16 protein-coding genes, 1 tRNA gene and 1 pseudogene are annotated in these 16,945 nt (G+C 61.4%); 17 read left to right on the top strand and 1 reads right to left on the bottom strand.

Annotated features, from left to right (window positions below; genetic code table 11):
- Nucleotides 1-121 precede the first annotated feature (121 nt).
- On the bottom strand, nt 122-781 hold the full coding sequence (locus OKW52_RS16030) for an alpha/beta hydrolase (protein WP_127107739.1): 660 nt from the start codon (nt 779-781) through the stop codon (nt 122-124).
- 198 nt (nt 782-979) lie between these two features.
- Here OKW52_RS16030 and iscR point away from each other — a divergent pair, with 198 nt between their 5' ends.
- From iscR to OKW52_RS15940, 17 genes and pseudogenes are all read left to right on the top strand, one after another.
- Nucleotides 980-1,444, top strand: a complete 465-nt coding sequence (gene iscR, locus OKW52_RS16025; protein WP_264506601.1) for a Fe-S cluster assembly transcriptional regulator IscR — start codon at nt 980-982, stop codon at nt 1,442-1,444.
- Complete coding sequence (locus OKW52_RS16020; protein ID WP_264506600.1) at nt 1,441-2,511, top strand: cysteine desulfurase family protein; 1,071 nt, start codon at nt 1,441-1,443, stop codon at nt 2,509-2,511. The genes iscR and OKW52_RS16020 overlap by 4 nt, the downstream gene beginning before the upstream one ends.
- A 17-nt stretch (nt 2,512-2,528) precedes the next feature.
- Nucleotides 2,529-4,052 (top strand): Fe-S cluster assembly protein SufB, encoded by a 1,524-nt coding sequence (gene sufB / locus OKW52_RS16015; RefSeq protein WP_264506599.1) that lies wholly within the window; start codon nt 2,529-2,531, stop codon nt 4,050-4,052.
- Nucleotides 4,049-4,261 (top strand): hypothetical protein, encoded by a 213-nt coding sequence (locus OKW52_RS16010; protein WP_246022364.1) that lies wholly within the window; start codon nt 4,049-4,051, stop codon nt 4,259-4,261. The genes sufB and OKW52_RS16010 overlap by 4 nt, the downstream gene beginning before the upstream one ends.
- A gap of 1 nt (nt 4,262) precedes the next feature.
- Complete coding sequence (locus OKW52_RS16005; protein ID WP_127107731.1) at nt 4,263-4,577, top strand: heavy metal-binding domain-containing protein; 315 nt, start codon at nt 4,263-4,265, stop codon at nt 4,575-4,577.
- Nucleotides 4,578-4,587: 10 nt separating this feature from the next.
- On the top strand, nt 4,588-4,782 hold the full coding sequence (locus OKW52_RS16000) for a hypothetical protein (RefSeq protein ID WP_127107729.1): 195 nt from the start codon (nt 4,588-4,590) through the stop codon (nt 4,780-4,782).
- A gap of 99 nt (nt 4,783-4,881) precedes the next feature.
- Nucleotides 4,882-5,640 (top strand): Fe-S cluster assembly ATPase SufC, encoded by a 759-nt coding sequence (gene sufC / locus OKW52_RS15995; RefSeq protein ID WP_264506598.1) that lies wholly within the window; start codon nt 4,882-4,884, stop codon nt 5,638-5,640.
- Nucleotides 5,637-6,947 (top strand): SufB/SufD family protein, encoded by a 1,311-nt coding sequence (locus OKW52_RS15990; RefSeq protein WP_264506597.1) that lies wholly within the window; start codon nt 5,637-5,639, stop codon nt 6,945-6,947. Before sufC ends, OKW52_RS15990 begins: the two co-directional genes overlap by 4 nt.
- 3 nt (nt 6,948-6,950) lie before the next feature.
- A complete protein-coding gene (locus tag OKW52_RS15985; RefSeq protein ID WP_264506596.1) occupies nt 6,951-7,442 on the top strand; it encodes a YIP1 family protein in 492 nt (163 codons plus the stop codon).
- A gap of 9 nt (nt 7,443-7,451) precedes the next feature.
- Nucleotides 7,452-8,027 carry a YIP1 family protein gene (locus tag OKW52_RS15980; RefSeq protein WP_264506595.1) on the top strand — a complete coding sequence of 192 codons (576 nt, stop codon included), beginning with the start codon at nt 7,452-7,454 and terminating at the stop codon, nt 8,025-8,027.
- Nucleotides 8,020-9,240, top strand: a complete 1,221-nt coding sequence (locus OKW52_RS15975) for a cysteine desulfurase (protein WP_264506594.1) — start codon at nt 8,020-8,022, stop codon at nt 9,238-9,240. Before OKW52_RS15980 ends, OKW52_RS15975 begins: the two co-directional genes overlap by 8 nt.
- Before the next feature lie 255 nt (nt 9,241-9,495).
- Nucleotides 9,496-9,572 (top strand) — tRNA-Arg (locus OKW52_RS15970).
- Nucleotides 9,573-10,297: 725 nt separating this feature from the next.
- Nucleotides 10,298-11,511 (top strand): annotated as a pseudogene (locus tag OKW52_RS15960) (DNA cytosine methyltransferase).
- Nucleotides 11,508-12,281, top strand: coding sequence for a GIY-YIG nuclease family protein (locus tag OKW52_RS15955; RefSeq protein ID WP_264506591.1), 774 nt, complete (start codon nt 11,508-11,510; stop codon nt 12,279-12,281). The pseudogene OKW52_RS15960 and the gene OKW52_RS15955 overlap by 4 nt, the downstream one beginning before the upstream one ends.
- A gap of 139 nt (nt 12,282-12,420) precedes the next feature.
- Nucleotides 12,421-14,751 (top strand): ATP-binding protein, encoded by a 2,331-nt coding sequence (locus tag OKW52_RS15950; RefSeq protein ID WP_264506590.1) that lies wholly within the window; start codon nt 12,421-12,423, stop codon nt 14,749-14,751.
- On the top strand, nt 14,748-16,421 hold the full coding sequence (locus OKW52_RS15945; protein WP_264506589.1) for a DEAD/DEAH box helicase family protein: 1,674 nt from the start codon (nt 14,748-14,750) through the stop codon (nt 16,419-16,421). The genes OKW52_RS15950 and OKW52_RS15945 overlap by 4 nt, the downstream gene beginning before the upstream one ends.
- Nucleotides 16,418-16,945, top strand: a complete 528-nt coding sequence (locus tag OKW52_RS15940; protein WP_264506588.1) for a hypothetical protein — start codon at nt 16,418-16,420, stop codon at nt 16,943-16,945. The genes OKW52_RS15945 and OKW52_RS15940 overlap by 4 nt, the downstream gene beginning before the upstream one ends.

Below are 16,945 nucleotides of genomic sequence, written 5' to 3'. Positions count from 1 at the left end.
GATGACGGTTAAACAGGGCCAAAAGCGGGCACGGTTGGTCTGCTTTATGGACATAATAGGGGTCATTTGCAGCCGCAGCATGCACAATTGAAGCGCTGCGGCTGCAAACGAACGCGCTGGGTCAGCGCGTGACTTCGGAAAGCCGGCGCTTGACGTAGGTTTTGACCGTGTCGAGCATCGGGTTCATGTAGAGTTCATCATCGCGGAAGAAGTGGTCCGACCCTTCGATCTGCTCGTGGGTGATGGTGATGCCCTTCTGCTCGTGCAGCTTGTTGACCAGACCGGTCACATCCTTCGGCGGCGCGATGCGGTCGGCGGTGCCGTTAATGATCAGACCCGAAGCCGGGCAGGGCGCAAGGAAGCTGAAATCATACAGGTTGGCTGGCGGCGCGACCGACACAAAGCCGGTGATATCCGGGCGGCGCATCAGCAGTTGCATGCCGATCCAGGCCCCAAAGCTGAAGCCTGCAACCCAGCAATGGCGCGCGTTCTGGTTCATCGACTGCAGGTAGTCGAGCGCCGCCGCAGCATCGCTCAGCTCGCCGATGCCTTGATCGTACTCGCCCTGACTACGACCCACGCCGCGAAAGTTGAAGCGCAGGACCGAGAAGCCCAGCGAATGAAACGCATAGTGCAGGTTGTACACAACCTTGTTGTTCATCGTGCCGCCAAACTGCGGGTGCGGATGGAGCACAATGGCAATCGGCGCGTCGCGATTGGGTTGCGGGTGATAGCGGCCTTCGAGACGGCCATCGGGGCCGGCAAAAATTACTTCGGGCATCCGGGGACCTTCTACTGCCTTCCAGGCGTTCTGATTGCGGTGTCCTTTGTTGACAAAAGAAGTCACCTTATCTAGAACGGTTCTAATCTCTGCCCCCGTCTCTTGGGGAGTCGGGGTGAGCGGGTTAGCAGTTAAGCAAGGCCGCCTCATCCGTCAATGTTTTTACGCCTTTTAAGGCGTTTCATGAGGATTTGCGCCATGAAGCTGTCGACCAAGGGGCGTTACGCGATGGTTGCGATGGTCGATCTGGCTCTGTTGTTGCGCGGAACGGGCGCAAGGCACGTCTCGCTGGCCGAAATCGCGCGCCGTCAGGACGTCAGTCAGGCCTATCTGGAGCAGCTTTTCGTCAAATTGCGCCGCGCGGGGCTGGTCGAATCGGTCCGCGGGCCCGGTGGCGGCTATCGTCTGGCGCGCGAACCGGCGGATATCCGCGTAAGCGAGGTGCTTGAGGCGGTCGAAGAGACGGTCTCGGCGATGGAAAAAGGCGCAGGCGCGTCCGGCGGGATGTCGGGCAGTCAGGCCCAGTCGATGACCAACCGCCTGTGGGAAAGCCTGTCGGCGCAGGTTTACGTGTTCCTGCACCAGACGACGCTGGCCGATGTGGCTGCCAATGGCCTCAAACCCTGTCCGGCGGTGCCCGGCCTGTTCCGGGTCAGCGCATGAGGTCTCGGCTCTACCTTGACTGGAATGCCTCGGCCCCGCTGCGGGTTGAAGCGCGCGACGCGATGATCGCGGCGATGGATCTGGTCGGCAACGCCAGTTCGATCCACGCCGAGGGTCGCGCGGTGCGCGGGCTGGTGGAAAAGGCGCGCGGGCAGATTGCCTCGGCACTGGGGGCGGACGGGGCGGATATCGTCTTCACCTCCAGCGCAACCGAGTCTGCCGCCCTGGCGCTGGCCGGGCGTGATCTGGCCTGTGCGGGGGTCGAGCATGACGCGGTGAAAAGCTGGTGCCGTCCGGTGCTGGTGACCGATGAGACCGGGCGCATCGACGTGACGGACCCGGCGCACAGCACCGCGCAGCTGGCCAATTCCGAGACCGGCATCGTGCAGGATCTGCCCGCCGGGCTGGCGGTCAGCGACCTGACGCAGGCCTTTGGCAAGATGCCCTTCGCCTTCAACTGGCTGGGCTGCGACATTGGGCTGGTGTCGGCACACAAGCTGGGCGGCCCAAAGGGGATCGGCGTGCTGGCGCTGAAACGGGGCCTGGACGTTACCGCCCAGATCAGGGGCGGCGGGCAGGAAATGGGCCGTCGCGCGGGCACCGAAAATGTCATCGGCATCGCCGGGTTTGCGGCTGCCGCTGAAGCCGCGATGCGCGATCTGGCGAATGGAGTCTGGGATGAGGTGGCGGAAATCCGAAATACCTGTGAGCAGGCTCTGGAAGCTGAGTGTCCAGGGATTATCTTGGTAGCCAAGGATCGCCCACGCCTGCCCAACACGATCAGCCTGATAGCACCGGGCTGGAAGGGCGAGACGCAGGTGATGGCGATGGACCTGCAGGGCTTCGCGGTATCGGCTGGCTCGGCCTGCTCGTCGGGCAAGGTCTCGTCCAGTGGGGTGTTGCGGGCGATGGGCTTTGATGCCACAGCGGCCGGCAACGCGCTGCGGGTCTCGATGGGCCCCGGTATCGACAGAGACGACGCGCTGCGCTTTGCCGCAGCCTATGCCAAGGCCTGGAAACGGGCGGGCGAACGCATGAAACAGGCAGGCGCAGACCTGCCGAAATAAGACGGGAAGACGACGCAATGGCGGCTTTGGACAATACGGTTGAAGTGCGCGACGGGGTCGACCGCGAGACGGTCGAAACCGTGCAGCTGATGGCCGGCAAGTACAAACACGGCTGGGAAACCGAGATCGAGATGGAGTTCGCGCCTAAGGGCCTGAACGAAGACATCGTGCGGTTGATCTCGGCCAAGAACGGCGAACCCGAGTGGATGACCGACTGGCGACTGGCGGCGTACCGCCGCTGGGAGCAGATGGAGGAACCCGACTGGGCGATGCTGGATATCCCGGCGATCGACTATCAGGACCAGTATTACTACGCCAAGCCCAAGAGCATGGAGGGCAAGCCCAAGTCGCTGGACGAGGTGGACCCCAAGCTGCTGGCCACCTATGCCAAACTGGGCATCCCGCTGAAAGAGCAGATGGTTCTGGCGGGTGTCGAGGGGGCTGAAGACATCGCTGCACCCCGCAAGGTGGCGGTGGACGCGGTGTTTGACTCCGTCAGCGTCGGCACCACGTTCAAGGATGAGCTGAAAAAGGCGGGCGTGATCTTCTGCTCGATCTCGGAAGCGATCCGCGAATACCCCGATCTGGTCAAGCAGTACCTCGGCTCGGTGGTTCCGGTTTCGGACAACTACTTCGCCACGCTCAACTGCGCGGTCTTCACCGATGGCTCGTTCGTCTACGTCCCGCCGGGCACCAAATGCCCGATGGAGCTGTCGACCTATTTCCGCATCAACGCCGAGAACACCGGCCAGTTCGAGCGCACGCTGATTATTGCCGATAAAGGTGCATATGTAAGTTACCTTGAGGGCTGCACCGCCCCCAAGCGCGACACCACGCAGCTGCACGCCGCCGTTGTGGAAATCGTCATCCTCGAGGATGCCGAGGTCAAATATTCGACCGTCCAGAACTGGTATCCCGGCGATGAGGACGGCAAGGGCGGGATCTACAACTTCGTCACCAAACGCGCCGACTGCCGCGAGGACCGCGCCAAGGTGATGTGGACGCAGGTCGAAACCGGCTCGGCGATCACGTGGAAATACCCGTCGTGCATCCTGCGCGGGGACGATACCTCGGGCGAGTTCTATTCCATCGCCATCACCAATAACTACCAGCAGGCCGACACCGGCACCAAGATGATCCATCTGGGCAAGAATTCGCGCTCGCGGATCGTGTCCAAGGGCATCTCGGCCGGGCATGCGCAGAACACCTATCGCGGGCTGGTCTCGATGCACCCGCGCGCGACCAACAGCCGCAACTATACGCAATGCGACAGCCTGCTGATCGGCGACCAATGCGGCGCGCATACGGTGCCCTATATCGAGGTGAAGAACGCCTCAAGCCGTGTCGAGCACGAGGCGACCACGTCCAAGGTCGACGACGATCAACTCTTCTACTGCCGCTCGCGCGGGATGGATGAGGAAGAGGCGGTGGCCCTGGTGGTCAACGGCTTCTGCCGCGACGTGCTGCAAGCCCTGCCGATGGAATTCGCCATGGAAGCGCAGGCGCTGGTGGCGATCTCGCTTGAGGGGAGCGTGGGGTGACGCTGGATCTGTTGCGTTTCCTGCTGATCAAGTCGGCGGGTGTCGGCATCGGCGTGTTCGTCGGTGTGCTGCTGGGCCTCGGCTATCGCCGCCGGTCGTCGGGCAAGACCGACGGGTTGCTCGCAGGCTCGGTCGTGCTGACCGCGCTGGCGGTCGGGGCGGCGGCATGGGTGACCATGATGGTCATCACCTGGTTTGGGATGCGCTGAGATGATCGTCACCACCACCCCCACGGTCGAGGGGCGCCCGGTGCGCACCTATCACGGCATCGTCGTCGGTGAGGCGATCATGGGCGCCAATGTCGTGCGCGATTTCTTCGCCTCGGTGACGGATGTCATCGGCGGGCGCTCGGGCGCGTATGAAAGCAAGCTGCAGGATGCGCGCGAGGTTGCGCTCAAGGAAATGCAGGACCGCGCCGCGCGGATGGGCGCGAATGCGGTTGTGGGTGTCGATCTCGATTACGAGGTCGTGGGAAATTCCATGCTGATGGTGTCCGCCTCGGGCACCGCGGTCAGCCTGTCCTGAGGAACGGTGCATGAACTGGAAATGGCTGCTCTCGGCGGGTGAACCGCGCCCGCGCTACGTGCTTCTGGTGGCCATCGGCGTGGTGCTGATGATGTCGCTGACCTATCCCATCTGGTATCCGGGCGGCCGGGGCATGGCAGCGTTCGTGGCGATCTGCGCCGTGATCCTGTCACACCTGTCGGCCAAATTCGTGATGCGCAGCTGATCCGAAAACCGCCCGCCACGCGTCCGCGCCCAGCCGGCCCAAGAACACATACCACGCCCTGACCACAGGCCGTGGCCCCGAATGAGAGACGAGGATAAGATGCTGGAAATCAACAACCTGCACGTCAAACTGGCGACCGAAGACAAACAGATCCTGAAAGGTCTGAGCCTGAGTGTCGAAGCCGGTTCCGTGCATGCGATCATGGGGCCGAATGGCTCGGGCAAATCGACGCTCAGCTATGTGCTGTCGGGCCGCGACGGCTATGAGGTGACCGACGGCACCGCCACGCTGGAAGGCGAAAGCCTGCTCGACATGGAGCCCGAAGAACGCGCCGCCCACGGGTTGTTTCTGGCGTTCCAGTACCCGGTCGAAATCCCCGGCGTCGGCAACATGACCTTCCTGCGCACCGCCGTGAACGCGCAGCGCAAGGCGCGTGGTGAGGCTGAACTCAGCTCGGGCGACTTCCTGAAACTGGTGCGCGCCAAAGCCAAGGATCTCAAGATCGACGCCGATATGCTCAAGCGTCCGGTCAATGTGGGCTTCTCGGGCGGTGAGAAAAAGCGCAACGAAATCCTGCAGATGGCCATGCTCGAGCCGCGCATGTGCATCTTGGATGAGACGGATTCGGGCCTTGATGTGGATGCGATGAAGCTGGTGGCCGACGGCGTGAACGCGCTGCGTTCGACCGGGCGCTCGTTCCTTGTGATCACCCACTATCAGCGCCTGCTGGACCACATCAAACCGGACTTCGTGCATATCATGGCGGGGGGCCGGATCATCAAGACCGGCGGGCCCGAGCTGGCGCTTGAGGTCGAGCAGAACGGCTATGCCGACATTCTGGCCGAGGTGCAGGCATGAGCGCCGCGCCCGCGACCAGCCCGCGCGCGGCCCGTCGCGCGGCGCGCTTGCAGGCCACAGCCGAGCGGATCTCGGGGCTGACCCTGCCGTCCGCGCCCGCATGGCTGGCCCCGCTGCGCAAGGCGGCGCTGGACCGGCTGGCCACGCTTGGCTACCCGGAGAAGCGCGACGAATATTGGCGCTACACCGATCCCGAGCGCCTGATTTCGACCGATGTGCGCCCGGCAGAGGTGTTCAAGATCACCGACGAGCCGCCGATGTACCAAGGCATCGACCGGCTCAAGCTGATCTGGGTCGATGGCGTGTTCAGCGCTGAAGACTCGGACCCGCTGGCAGGCGAGGGGCTGGAAATCACCCGCCTCGCCGACAGCGCCGATATCCATTGGGCCGCTGATCTCTACGGCACGCTCGAAGCGCGCGGGCAGAAGCCCGTCGCCCGCCCGCTGGCCGCGCTCAACAGCGCGCTGGCAACCGATGGTGTGCTGATCCGGGTGACCGGCAAGGTCTCGCGCCCCGTCTCGCTGATCTACCGCCGCGCGGGCACGGATGCGTCGGTGACGATGCACCATGTGATCAAGATCGAAGAGGGCGGTGAGCTGACGCTGTTGGAAAACGGCGCCGTGGCTGCCCGCAGTTCGATGGTGATCGAGGTCGAGGTTGGCGATCACGGAACCTTCCACCACGTCCGCACCATGGGCCGCGATCACGAGCGCAAGGCGTCGACTCATCTCTTCGCCCGCCTCGGCAAAGCGTCCAAGCTGAAAAGCTTCACCCTGTCGATGAACGGCCGCCTTGTGCGCAACGAGGCGATGATCTGGCTTGGCGGCGCCGGCGGCACCGCGCATCTGGCCGGTGCGGCGATGGGCGACGGCATGTTTCATCACGACGACACCGTGTTCATCACCCATGAGGCACCGGGCTGCGAAAGCCGTCAGGTGTTCAAGAAGGTGCTGCGCGACGGGGCGATCGGGGTGTTTCAGGGCAAGATCCTTGTCGAACAGGCCGCCCAGCTCACCGATGGCTACCAGAAAAGCCAGTCCTTGCTGCTGGACGAACGCTGCCAGTTCCTTGCCAAGCCCGAACTTGAGATCTACGCCGACGATGTGAAGTGTTCGCACGGCTCGACCTCGGGTGAGATCAACGAGGATCAGCTGTTCTACCTGCGCGCCCGCGGCGTCCCCGAGCAAGAGGCCAAGATGTTGCTGGTGCTCGCTTTTCTGGCCGAAACGCTGGACGAGATCGAGCGTGAGGACATCGCGCAGGACATGCGCCTGCGTCTGCGGCGCTGGCTGGAACGGCATAGCTGAGCCATGGCCCTGACCACAGACATCGTTGCCAGCTACCGCCGCCCGCGCGCGGTGCTGCGCAGCCTGCAGGGCGACCGGCGTGAGGCGCGCATCCTTGTGTACCTGATGCTCGCCTGCGCGCTGATCTTCGTGGCGCAATGGCCGCGTCTGGCGCGTGACGCGCATATGGATGAGACGATTCCGCTCGACGCGTTGCTCTCGGGCGCGCTGTTCGCGTGGATCTTCATCGCGCCACTGGCGTTCTACGCGCTGGGGGGCATGTTGTCGCTGGTCCTGCGTATCGCCGGGCCGGTGGATGCCTTCGCGGTGCGGCTGGGGCTGTTCTGGGCGCTGCTGGTGGCGGCTCCGCTGATGCTGTTTCAAGGGCTTGTTGCCGGGCTGATCGGTCCGGGCCTGCAAGCCAACCTCGCCGGGCTGCCCGCTGCGGTGGCGTTTTTCGCCGTGTTGATCGCCGGCCTGCGGGTGGCGCTTGAAGCGCCCCACCGGGCGGCATAGGGACAGGGCATGACACGCACCGAGTTTTTCGCGCTGATCCGCCAATCGCTTGCCGACCCCGAGACGGGGGCGCAGCACCTGATGGCGCTGAACCCGGCGATGGCGACGCGCTGGATGCTGCTGGCGGCCAGTGTGCTGGGGTCGGTGGTGCTGCTGTATCTGCTGCCGGTCCTGACGGGCGAAGTGTCGATGCTGCCGTCGCCCTTCGCTTTCGCCGGTACGCAGGCGGCGATGAACCTGCTGGTCATCGCGCTGATCACCCATGTCGGCCGCGCCTTTGGCGGTACGGGCAATTTTGCCGATGCCGTCTGGCTGGTCGGCTGGATGCAGTTGATCACCGCCGGGCTGCTGATTGCGCAGATCGTCGTCATGCTGGTGCTGCCGATGGCCAATGTCATCGTGGCGATCGCGTCGATTGCCGTGTCGATCTGGCTGCTGGTCGGCTTCATCTGCGCCCTTCACGGGTTCAAGTCGCGGATCACCGTGATGGTTGCCGGGCTGATGGTGTTTCTTCTGAGCAGCTTTGTGATTGCCATGGTGCTGCTCTTCTTTGGCTTCTCGCCCGCCGAGGTTTCCAATGTATGACATTGAGGCGGTGCGCCGCGACTTTCCGATCCTGTCGCGAACAGTGAACAACAAGCCGTTGGTTTATCTCGACAATGGTGCGTCGGCGCAGAAACCGCAGGTGGTGATCGACGCGATCACCCAAGCCTATTCGATGGAATACGCCAACGTCCACCGGGGCCTGCATTTCCTGTCCAATCTGGCGACGGACAAGTATGAAGCGGTGCGCGGAATTGTCAGGCATTTCCTGAACGCCAAGCATGAGGATGAGATCCTCTTCAACTCGGGCACCACCGAAGGCATCAACCTGATCGCCTATGGCTGGGCGATGCCGCGCCTGCAGGCCGGGGATGAGATCGTCCTGTCGGTGATGGAACACCACGCCAATATCGTGCCGTGGCACTTCCTGCGCGAACGTCAGGGCGTCAAGCTGGTCTGGGTCGAGACCGAGGCCGATGGCTCCCTCGACCCCGCCCGCGTGCTCGCCGCGATCACGCCGCGCACCAAGCTGGTGGCTGTCACGCATATGTCCAACGTGCTGGGCACCGTCGTTGACATCAAGACCATCGCTGCCGGGTGCCACGCCAAGGGCGTGCCGATCCTTGCGGATGGCAGTCAGGCCGCGGTCCACATGCCGGTCGATGTGCAGGATCTGGGCGTCGATTTCTACCCGGTCACCGGGCACAAGCTTTATGGGCCGTCCGGCTCGGGCGCGATCTACGTCACCCGCGAACGGCAGGCCGAGATGCGGCCGTTCATCGGCGGCGGAGACATGATCCGCGAGGTCACCCGCGACGCCGTGACCTATAACGACCCGCCGCATAAATTCGAGGCCGGTACGCCCGGTATCGTGCAGCAGATCGGCATGGGCGTGGCGATCGAATACATGCAATCATTGGGCATGGCGAACATCGCTGCGCATGAAAAGGCGCTGGCAGCTTACGCAACAACGCGCCTCAAAGGGTTGAACTGGCTCAATATTCAAGGCGAGGCGCCGGGCAAGGGCGGGATCTTCTCGTTCACGATGAACAACGGCGCGCATGCGCATGACATCTCGACCGTGCTGGATAAAAAGGGCGTTGCGGTGCGCGCGGGCCAGCATTGCACCGGGCCGCTGATGGAGCATCTGGGCATCAACGCCTCGTGCCGCGCCTCGTTTGGCCTCTATAACACCACCGCCGAGGTGGACGCCCTGATCGACGCGCTGGAGTTCTGCCACGAGCTTTTCGGCTGATCTGCAGCCCGGTCTTTCGCAATTTCCACCATTGCAGCCCCCCGCCTTTCGCCTATATCGGCGCAAGCTGCACCCATAGCTCAGCTGGATAGAGCGCTGCCCTCCGAAGGCTGATGTCAAGGGGATGCCGTGATTAAGAGGACTAAGAAAGATACGTGAAACCAAGCTCTTGCCGAGCAGATCGTTTTTCGATTTAAAGGTGAGAGAAGTCGCGTAAGCACTGCGTAAGCAGTCAGGGCCTGACGGTTCTACTGCGCACCCATAGCTCAGCTGGATAGAGCGTCGCCCTCCGAAGGCGAAGGCCTCAGGTTCGAATCCTGATGGGTGCGCCATTAACCTAGAAATTCTAAGATGTTGGTCTGATTGTGGACTCAAACTTAAGGTCGTGTACCGCGACTGGATGGGGAGGCTTTCTGCTTCTCCTATTTCCTATCGGCTGGGGGTATCCGGAAGATGGCCTCGAGGGTCGCTGTCTCGCTTGTAGGTTCCTGCTTAAGAGCGAGAGTAAGGTTGGGGTGTCAAGAGTGGTGGGTTGGTTTGGCGGGGGAAGGCGCCGCTGGAGTGCGTTGTGCTCACCTAGTTAGCCAAGGTGTTTCGTGTTACCTGCGCACGTTTCTATGGCGGGATCACCGACACAGTGCCTGCGGCAGTGAACGAATGCGATTTCCCTTCAGAAACCTCTGGAAGGCGTTCGCGAAAGTTAGACGAAAAGGCGGCGCGAGCGCTTAACGTTCAACGGTTTCGTGTGCTTTCGATTGGCGCTCTCTGCTATCATGCTTAGGGGGCGGTCCCCGGACGGAGGCGACTGCCGACACGTGACTGTTCGACCTGTTCCGACAAGGGAGTCTTTCGACATGCGTCGTCGAGGAGCAGGTGGGAGTTGGGGGCCGTTCCGTCTATCCCGTTGGTGAGCGATCAGAAGGTATGTGGCGGTAACGTAGTGTGGGTTGCTAGTTGTTGAGGAAATCTTAGGGTTCTGCCCAATATCTAGACTTGGCAGCCTTGATCCACAGCGTGCCATCTGGTCTAACTCGAGAAAACGGAGTCAGGTGTCAACATGTCTATCGAACTGGCGAATATCACGAGGCAACGTGCTTCGATCGAACTCTTCGCCGGAGCGGGCGGTTTGGGCATCGGACTGGCGCAGGCTGGATTCATCCCTAAAGCGGTCGTCGAGTATGATCGGTGGTGTTGTGACACGTTACGCGAAAACCATGGCGTTCTGGATGGCGCCGATCCTGCGGACATGTGCGCCTGGAATGTGATTGAGGGCGATGTACGCTCCGTAGACTTCACGGCCCACGAAGGCGCTCTTGATCTGATTTCCGGTGGACCGCCATGCCAACCCTTCAGCTTGGGGGGCGGCATCGTGCATATGACGACGCGAGAGACATGTTTCCGCAAGCTGTTCGCGCGGTAAGAGAGGCACGGCCGAAGGCATTCATCTTCGAAAACGTGAAAGGCCTCACCCGTGCCGCCTTCGCGGACTATTTCTCTTATGTGCAGCTACAGCTTGAGCATCCGGAGCTATTGGCCCGCGACGAAGAGGCTTGGCAGGGACACTTGGCCCGTCTGCAGCAACATCACACCTCAACCCGCCGGCCCGGCCTTCACTACAACGTGGTCACGAAGCTACTAAACGCCGCCAACTACGGTGTGCCGCAACGTCGTGAGCGGGTATTGTTCGTTGGATTTCGCGATGATGTGGACGCGTGCTGGAGCTTTGGAGAGGGTGAGTTCAATCAGCGCGCGCTGATTTGGGACCAAATTTGCGGCGACTATTGGGATCGCCATGAGGTGCCCAAACCCCATCGTGAGCTGGAGGGACGCGCTGCGCAGATAGCGGCGAGAATGTCCCGAGACGAGAAGCCCGAAGGAAAGCCCTGGCGGACAACGCGCGACGCGATCGGGGATTTGCCCGATCCGCGACACACGCAGCGTGCCACCGCCTTCCACGATCACCGCTTCCAGCCTGGCGCCCGCAGCTACAAGGGGCACACTGGTAGCCATTTGGACGAACCCTCGAAGACTCTGAAGGCAGGCGTGCACGGAGTGCCTGGTGGAGAAAACATGCTTCGTCGTGCGGATGGTTTCGTTCGCTACTTCACCGTTCGGGAGTCCGCCCGACTGCAGACGTTCCCCGATGACTATCGATTCCACGGGTCGTGGAGCGAAAGCATGCGTCAACTCGGGAACGCCGTGCCCGCCGAATTGGCGCGCGTGGTTGGAGACAGCGTCGCTAAGAAATTGGACATGGCGGAGACTGTATGAGCGACGGCTATGCAGAGCTCGAATTTGATCTGCCAAGAGCCCTATTGAGGGACATTGTTGCCCTCCTTGACGGGATGAATTCTGCTGAACTTACCGCCCTGAACCTGACGCGCGTCTCGGACGCGCCGGGCGTTTATGCTCTCAGCTCCAGCGTGACGGGAGAATTACTCTATATTGGCAAAGCAGAAAGCTCGAAAGGCCTGCTGAACCGGCTGACCCGCCACATGCGCAAGTTGGATGGTAGGCAGTACATCAGCCCGGGCGATATTCACTTCAAGGCAATACGAATATTCGTCTTTGCTGCCATGGATCTCGAAGCAGCCTTGATCTCGCACTATGGCGGGGAAGGGAAGCTCCCTTGGAACCATTCCGGCTTTGGCTCGAACGATCCCGGGCAACAACGAGATACTACGACATACAAACCAGACCATTTCGACACCCAGCACCCTATCCGTTTGGATCACTGTTTCGTTGAGTTCAAAGTTGGAAAACAGTCGGTCGCGGACGTCATGCAACACCTCAAGGATGGCCTTCCCTTCCTGCTGCGCTTCCAGCGCCCGAACGCGACGTCCCGAAATTCCTTCGAGCCAGACTTTGAAGCTGGCGAAGTTGATATCCCGCGACCTGACATCACGACACGCGAGGTACTTGAACGTTGCATCGCCGCACTTCCCTCGGGATGGCATGCGACGGCGCTTCCGAGCCATGTCATCTGCTACAAAAATGACGATCGGCGTTTCCCGAGCGGCACGTTGATCACCCGATCTTAGCAAGACCTCAAATTCTTGAAAATCGCTCCTCCTCTGAAAGGCTGATCGGTGATTTTTCAAGGCGCTTGTGATGTCGCGCTTTTTTAACATTATCAATTCAATTATTTCATGAACGACGTGTACTGCTTGGTGGAAAAAAATGACTCAAGAATTTGATCTCACTCCCGACGCCCGCGTCTTGCAGATGCTCGGTGAGATCAATCTTCATCAATGGCGTTGCGTCGCGGAACTGATCGACAACAGCATTGACGGTTTCGTCGGGGCGGCTCGAGCGGGCACGCCGATAGACCATCCTGAAATCACGATCACGATCCCGACGCCGAACAAGAGCGACGCGCGTCTCTCCATCCGGGACAACGGTCCAGGCATGGCGATCGATGTGCTGGAGCGCGCGGTGCGAGCTGGTTGGTCGGGGAACAACCCTCTGACCAATCTCGGGCTGTTCGGCATGGGTTTCAACATCGCCACGGCGCGGCTCGGCACGGTAACCGAGGTTTGGACCACGCGCGCAGGCGAGCCGGAATGGGTCGGTGTGCGCATCGACCTCGAGGGGCTTCGGGCGAGCCAGAGCTACAAAACGCCGCGACAAACACGGGTGAAGCCGGACCACACCCAGCACGGAACCGAAATCATCATCACGAAGCTGAAGCCCGATCAGCGCGCCTATCTCGCGCGATCGGCCAATCTCGGAGCGATCCGCAAGCATCTCGCGCGCGCCTATTCCGCGATCTTGCGCGAATCCGAGGCGGGCCGGATCAGACTGAAGGTGAACGGAACGAAGCTGGAACCCAGGCGCCATTGTCACTGGGATCCCGACCGTTCGGTGGAGCTGAGCGACGGGACGGTTGTCCACGCGGTCGAGCGGTTCGACGTCGCGCTCGCGCCGCGGAGGTATTGCACGCATTGCATGCGGGCATTGAGCGGCGATGAGGAGCAATGCCCCAACGGTGGTCCGAATTGCGAGATCGTGACGACGGAACGCCGGGTGAGGGGATGGGTTGGGCTCCAACGCTATCTGCACAAATCAGACTTCGGTATCGACTTCATCCGAAACGGCCGCAAGATCGAGATCGGCTCGAAAGACCTTTTCGCTTGGAACAACGGGGACAATGCGGAGATCGAGTATCCGATTGACGATCCGCGGAACCGCGGTCGTTTTGTGGGAGAGGTTCATCTTGACCATTGCCGTGTCAGCTACACTAAAGATCGCTTCGAGCGGGACGACCCGTCTTGGGAGGAGATGGTCCGTGTCGTCAGGGGAGAGGGCCCCTTGCGGCCGCAAGCGGCGAAGCAAAGTGGCTTCGACGGAAACACCAGCCCTCTCTACAAGTTATTCCAGGCGTTCCGACGCTCCAGCCCGCAAGGCAAAAACGGCCTGTGGTCGAGGGTACTCGTGGTCAAAGACAACGATCGATCCGAGCAGATGGCCCAATCGTTCTATGAGAACGACGCCGACTATCTTGACGACGAGCGGTGGTGGAAACTGGTCGAGGAGCAGGACAAGGAAATTTTGGGGGAGAGTGGCGACACCGACCTTCCTGATGGCTTCCTCGACGATGGGGAGGACGGGTCGACCAGCGGCGGCTCGCAGGGTGATACCGATGGCGCGGACGTCTCGCCGGAGCCGGAACCGGCGGAGCCGCCAGCCGAGCGCAATCAAATCCATGAGCTATCGCGCAAATACGTGCACCCGACTTACCGAGTTGAGTTCCAAGTGGAAGCCTTCGCCTCGGAGCCAACTGACAAGGCGCTCACGGGTAGTCTTCCCTGGTCGTTTGAACTCGACGACGTGGCGACCCGAACCTACGCGTTCGTGATGAACCCAACCCATGACGTGTTTCGGTCGACTACGATGACCGCCATGGACGCGCTATTGACTGAGCTCTCTGTGCAGACCCTGGATTTCCTGAAAGGTCAGGTGCATGACGTGACGCTGGCGAATATTCTCGCCGATTACCGCTCGAGCTACGCCAGCGCGACACGGTTGGAGCCGTCCGAAGTCATATCGATGGCGAACACGGGCCTCGAGGAGTTCGCGAAGGCGGTGGCGAACCTGATCCCGGAGGGTCAAGGCCAAACATATTACGCCGAGCTCTCGAAGCCCGATCGGGAGCATGTGGCGCGAAGAATGGCGGCGCGCGGGGTCGTGGATGTGCCCAAGGTGATTTCCGAAGGCCGTTTCTGGGAATATATGGATCCTCAGGCGGTCGTCGCGACCTTCACTCGGCATCCAGAACTGTTCTTCGATGGCAAGTATTGGTCGGACCCCTATGAGACCTTGAGTTTTGGCGCCGACCATATCGATGAGGAGGCTCGGCGTCGTCTCGTCTTACGCTATGAGGCCTATCTGGGCGATACGCTCTGGTTGGCGAACCAGTCCTCTCGCGACCTTGAGACGGCGAACCGCGATGAGATCATTCGAGCGAGCTGCTCCCTCCGTCTCATGAAGCCGGATGTGGATTTGGAATGACGGACGCCTTTCTGGATGCCAGACGACTACTGAAAGGGCCTTGGCAGGCCTTCGAGCGTGATGTCGCTCGGCTGTTGATCTGCAATGGCTTCCAGGATGTTCGGGTTGTGGGTGGGTCCGGCGATCGCGGCGCGGATGTTTTGGGTCGGAAGAATGGCGAACTCTGGGTCATCCAATGCAAGTTCACCACTAATGGTTACGCGGCGGCCGCCGCAGTGGACGAGGTCGCCGAGGCGGGGCGCTTCTACCGCGCATCGCGCATGTATGTGGCCACCTCTCGCCCTCCGGGCCCCGCGACACGCTCCGCCATTGAACGCTGGGGCAAACTTGGTCTGAAGATCGGGGTTCTTGAACCTGCGACACTCCTCGCAATGGCCCAAAAGACCCCGGAATTCCCACCAGCGCGCAGAGATCTGAGGGACTATCAGGAAAGCGCCGTGGAACTTTTCGTGGGCGCGCTTCGGGAGACGGGTAGGGGGCAGGTCGTGCTCGCCACAGGTCTCGGCAAGACCGTGGTGATGTCGGAGGCGACCGCGCGTCTCTTCGCGGACGCGCGTATCCCGGATGGCAGAGCCCTTGTGTTGGCCGGAACACGCGAACTCGTGGACCAGTTGCAACGCGCGTTCTGGGATCAGCTACCGAAATCAATCCCGACCCATCGCCTGATCGGAGGCGAGACGCCGGCGTTCTGGGAGGGGATAACCTTCGCGACCGTTCAGAGCGCGGTCGCTCGGCTCGACGAGCTTCCGGACTTCGGGCTCGTCTTGATCGACGAGGCGCATCATGTGGGCTCCGACACCTTCCGCCAAGTAACCGATCGCATGGTGGATTCCATGATTGGCGGCGTCACCGCGACACCCTGGCGAGGGGACGGCTATGACATCGACACACTTCTAGGGCCTCCCGTTATTCGAGTAGGAATCGCGGAAGGGCTGAAGCGCGGCTTTCTGTGCGAGGCCGACTACCGCATGTTCGCCGACGACATCGATTGGCAACTCGTGCGTGATCAATCCCGCAACGCGTATTCGATCACGCAGTTGAACAAGCGTTTGCTGCTGCCGACTCGCGACGAGGAGGCCGCCCGCAGGATCAGGGAGGTGTTCGACGCCGAAGCCCGCCGGTCCGGTATCGTGTTTTGCTCCACCGTTTTGCACGCAAAAAGCTTCGCGGCGATGCTGGGACTCTTCGGTCTACGCTGCGAGGCCATCACCGGTGAGATGTCCCCTCGCGAACGTGACGAGGTGATGGCCCGTTTCAGGAGCGGCGCCCTCGACCTGGTCACGACCCGCGATCTCTTCAACGAGGGCGTGGACGTGCCTGACGTCGATCTCATCGCGTTCATGCGAGTGACCCATAGCCGCAGAATCTTCGTGCAACAGTTGGGGCGAGGCCTGCGTACAAGTCCGACCAAAGACAAAGTGGTGGTCCTGGACTTCGTGAGTGATATCCGCAGGATTTCGGAGGTGATCGAACTGGAGCGAGGCGCGAAGGGCGACATCGAGCGCCTTCGCCTGCCCGGGGTGGTGGAGTTCCGCGACGCCAGCGCCGGGAGCTTCATGTTGGAATGGATGAAGGATCAGGCTGATCTTTTCTCTCGCGAGGGTGACGCGATGCTGGAACTGCCTCGCTTCGACTTCCCGGAGCCTCATGGCGGGGGGACCGTACAATGAATATGCCCGAGGAGATCAGGCGCGCGATCAAGGAGGCGCTTTGGGCGAAGCTGGATGATTTGAGCTGGCTGACCATGTCGGACGCCGACCACTCGAACTTTTATGAGCAATGGACCCGCGCGCCGGAGATCGGCGGCAAGCTCGGGCATTTCATGGATCCGCGCGCCGTCCGGGTTTATATCAAGGATACTTTGGTCAAGGACTACGCCCGCGAACGGTTGCTTGAAAGCGCCGATCAAGTTCTTCGCGCCCTCGACATTCCACCAGAACTCACGATCGTCCGAAAATACATTAAACCTCACGGCCTGCTCTTGAGCGATGGACGGGTGGTCTGCTGGGGAAACAGCCGGGATTGGAAGCACCTTCTGATGGCGGCTTTCGAGCGGCAGCGAGCGTCGTCTCGCGCGAAAGCGTGCTCGGTGGTCGTGATTGAGAATGGCAAAACGGTCGATCTCGATACGCGAGAACTGGTTCGAGACGCCGCCGCGCGCCTCGGTGTCGATCCGATCGTTTGGTGGGAGTGA

It is taken from the genome of Pararhodobacter zhoushanensis (assembly GCF_025949695.1).
Taxonomy (GTDB): domain Bacteria; phylum Pseudomonadota; class Alphaproteobacteria; order Rhodobacterales; family Rhodobacteraceae; genus Pararhodobacter; species Pararhodobacter zhoushanensis_A.
This window is presented reverse-complemented; position numbering and strand designations above follow the sequence as displayed.

What these genes read in the sequence shown, in the direction of transcription:
- OKW52_RS16030 (WP_127107739.1), bottom strand. Translation starts at nt 781, where the DNA reads ATGCCCGAAGTAATTTTTGCCGGCCCCGATGGCCGTCTCGAAGGCCGC.
- iscR (WP_264506601.1), top strand. Translation starts at nt 980, where the DNA reads ATGAAGCTGTCGACCAAGGGGCGTTACGCGATGGTTGCGATGGTCGAT.
- OKW52_RS16020 (WP_264506600.1), top strand. Translation starts at nt 1,441, where the DNA reads ATGAGGTCTCGGCTCTACCTTGACTGGAATGCCTCGGCCCCGCTGCGG.
- sufB (WP_264506599.1), top strand. Translation starts at nt 2,529, where the DNA reads ATGGCGGCTTTGGACAATACGGTTGAAGTGCGCGACGGGGTCGACCGC.
- OKW52_RS16005 (WP_127107731.1), top strand. Translation starts at nt 4,263, where the DNA reads ATGATCGTCACCACCACCCCCACGGTCGAGGGGCGCCCGGTGCGCACC.
- OKW52_RS16000 (WP_127107729.1), top strand. Translation starts at nt 4,588, where the DNA reads ATGAACTGGAAATGGCTGCTCTCGGCGGGTGAACCGCGCCCGCGCTAC.
- sufC (WP_264506598.1), top strand. Translation starts at nt 4,882, where the DNA reads ATGCTGGAAATCAACAACCTGCACGTCAAACTGGCGACCGAAGACAAA.
- OKW52_RS15990 (WP_264506597.1), top strand. Translation starts at nt 5,637, where the DNA reads ATGAGCGCCGCGCCCGCGACCAGCCCGCGCGCGGCCCGTCGCGCGGCG.
- OKW52_RS15985 (WP_264506596.1), top strand. Translation starts at nt 6,951, where the DNA reads ATGGCCCTGACCACAGACATCGTTGCCAGCTACCGCCGCCCGCGCGCG.
- OKW52_RS15980 (WP_264506595.1), top strand. Translation starts at nt 7,452, where the DNA reads ATGACACGCACCGAGTTTTTCGCGCTGATCCGCCAATCGCTTGCCGAC.
- OKW52_RS15975 (WP_264506594.1), top strand. Translation starts at nt 8,020, where the DNA reads ATGTATGACATTGAGGCGGTGCGCCGCGACTTTCCGATCCTGTCGCGA.
- OKW52_RS15955 (WP_264506591.1), top strand. Translation starts at nt 11,508, where the DNA reads ATGAGCGACGGCTATGCAGAGCTCGAATTTGATCTGCCAAGAGCCCTA.
- OKW52_RS15950 (WP_264506590.1), top strand. Translation starts at nt 12,421, where the DNA reads ATGACTCAAGAATTTGATCTCACTCCCGACGCCCGCGTCTTGCAGATG.
- OKW52_RS15945 (WP_264506589.1), top strand. Translation starts at nt 14,748, where the DNA reads ATGACGGACGCCTTTCTGGATGCCAGACGACTACTGAAAGGGCCTTGG.
- OKW52_RS15940 (WP_264506588.1), top strand. Translation starts at nt 16,418, where the DNA reads ATGAATATGCCCGAGGAGATCAGGCGCGCGATCAAGGAGGCGCTTTGG.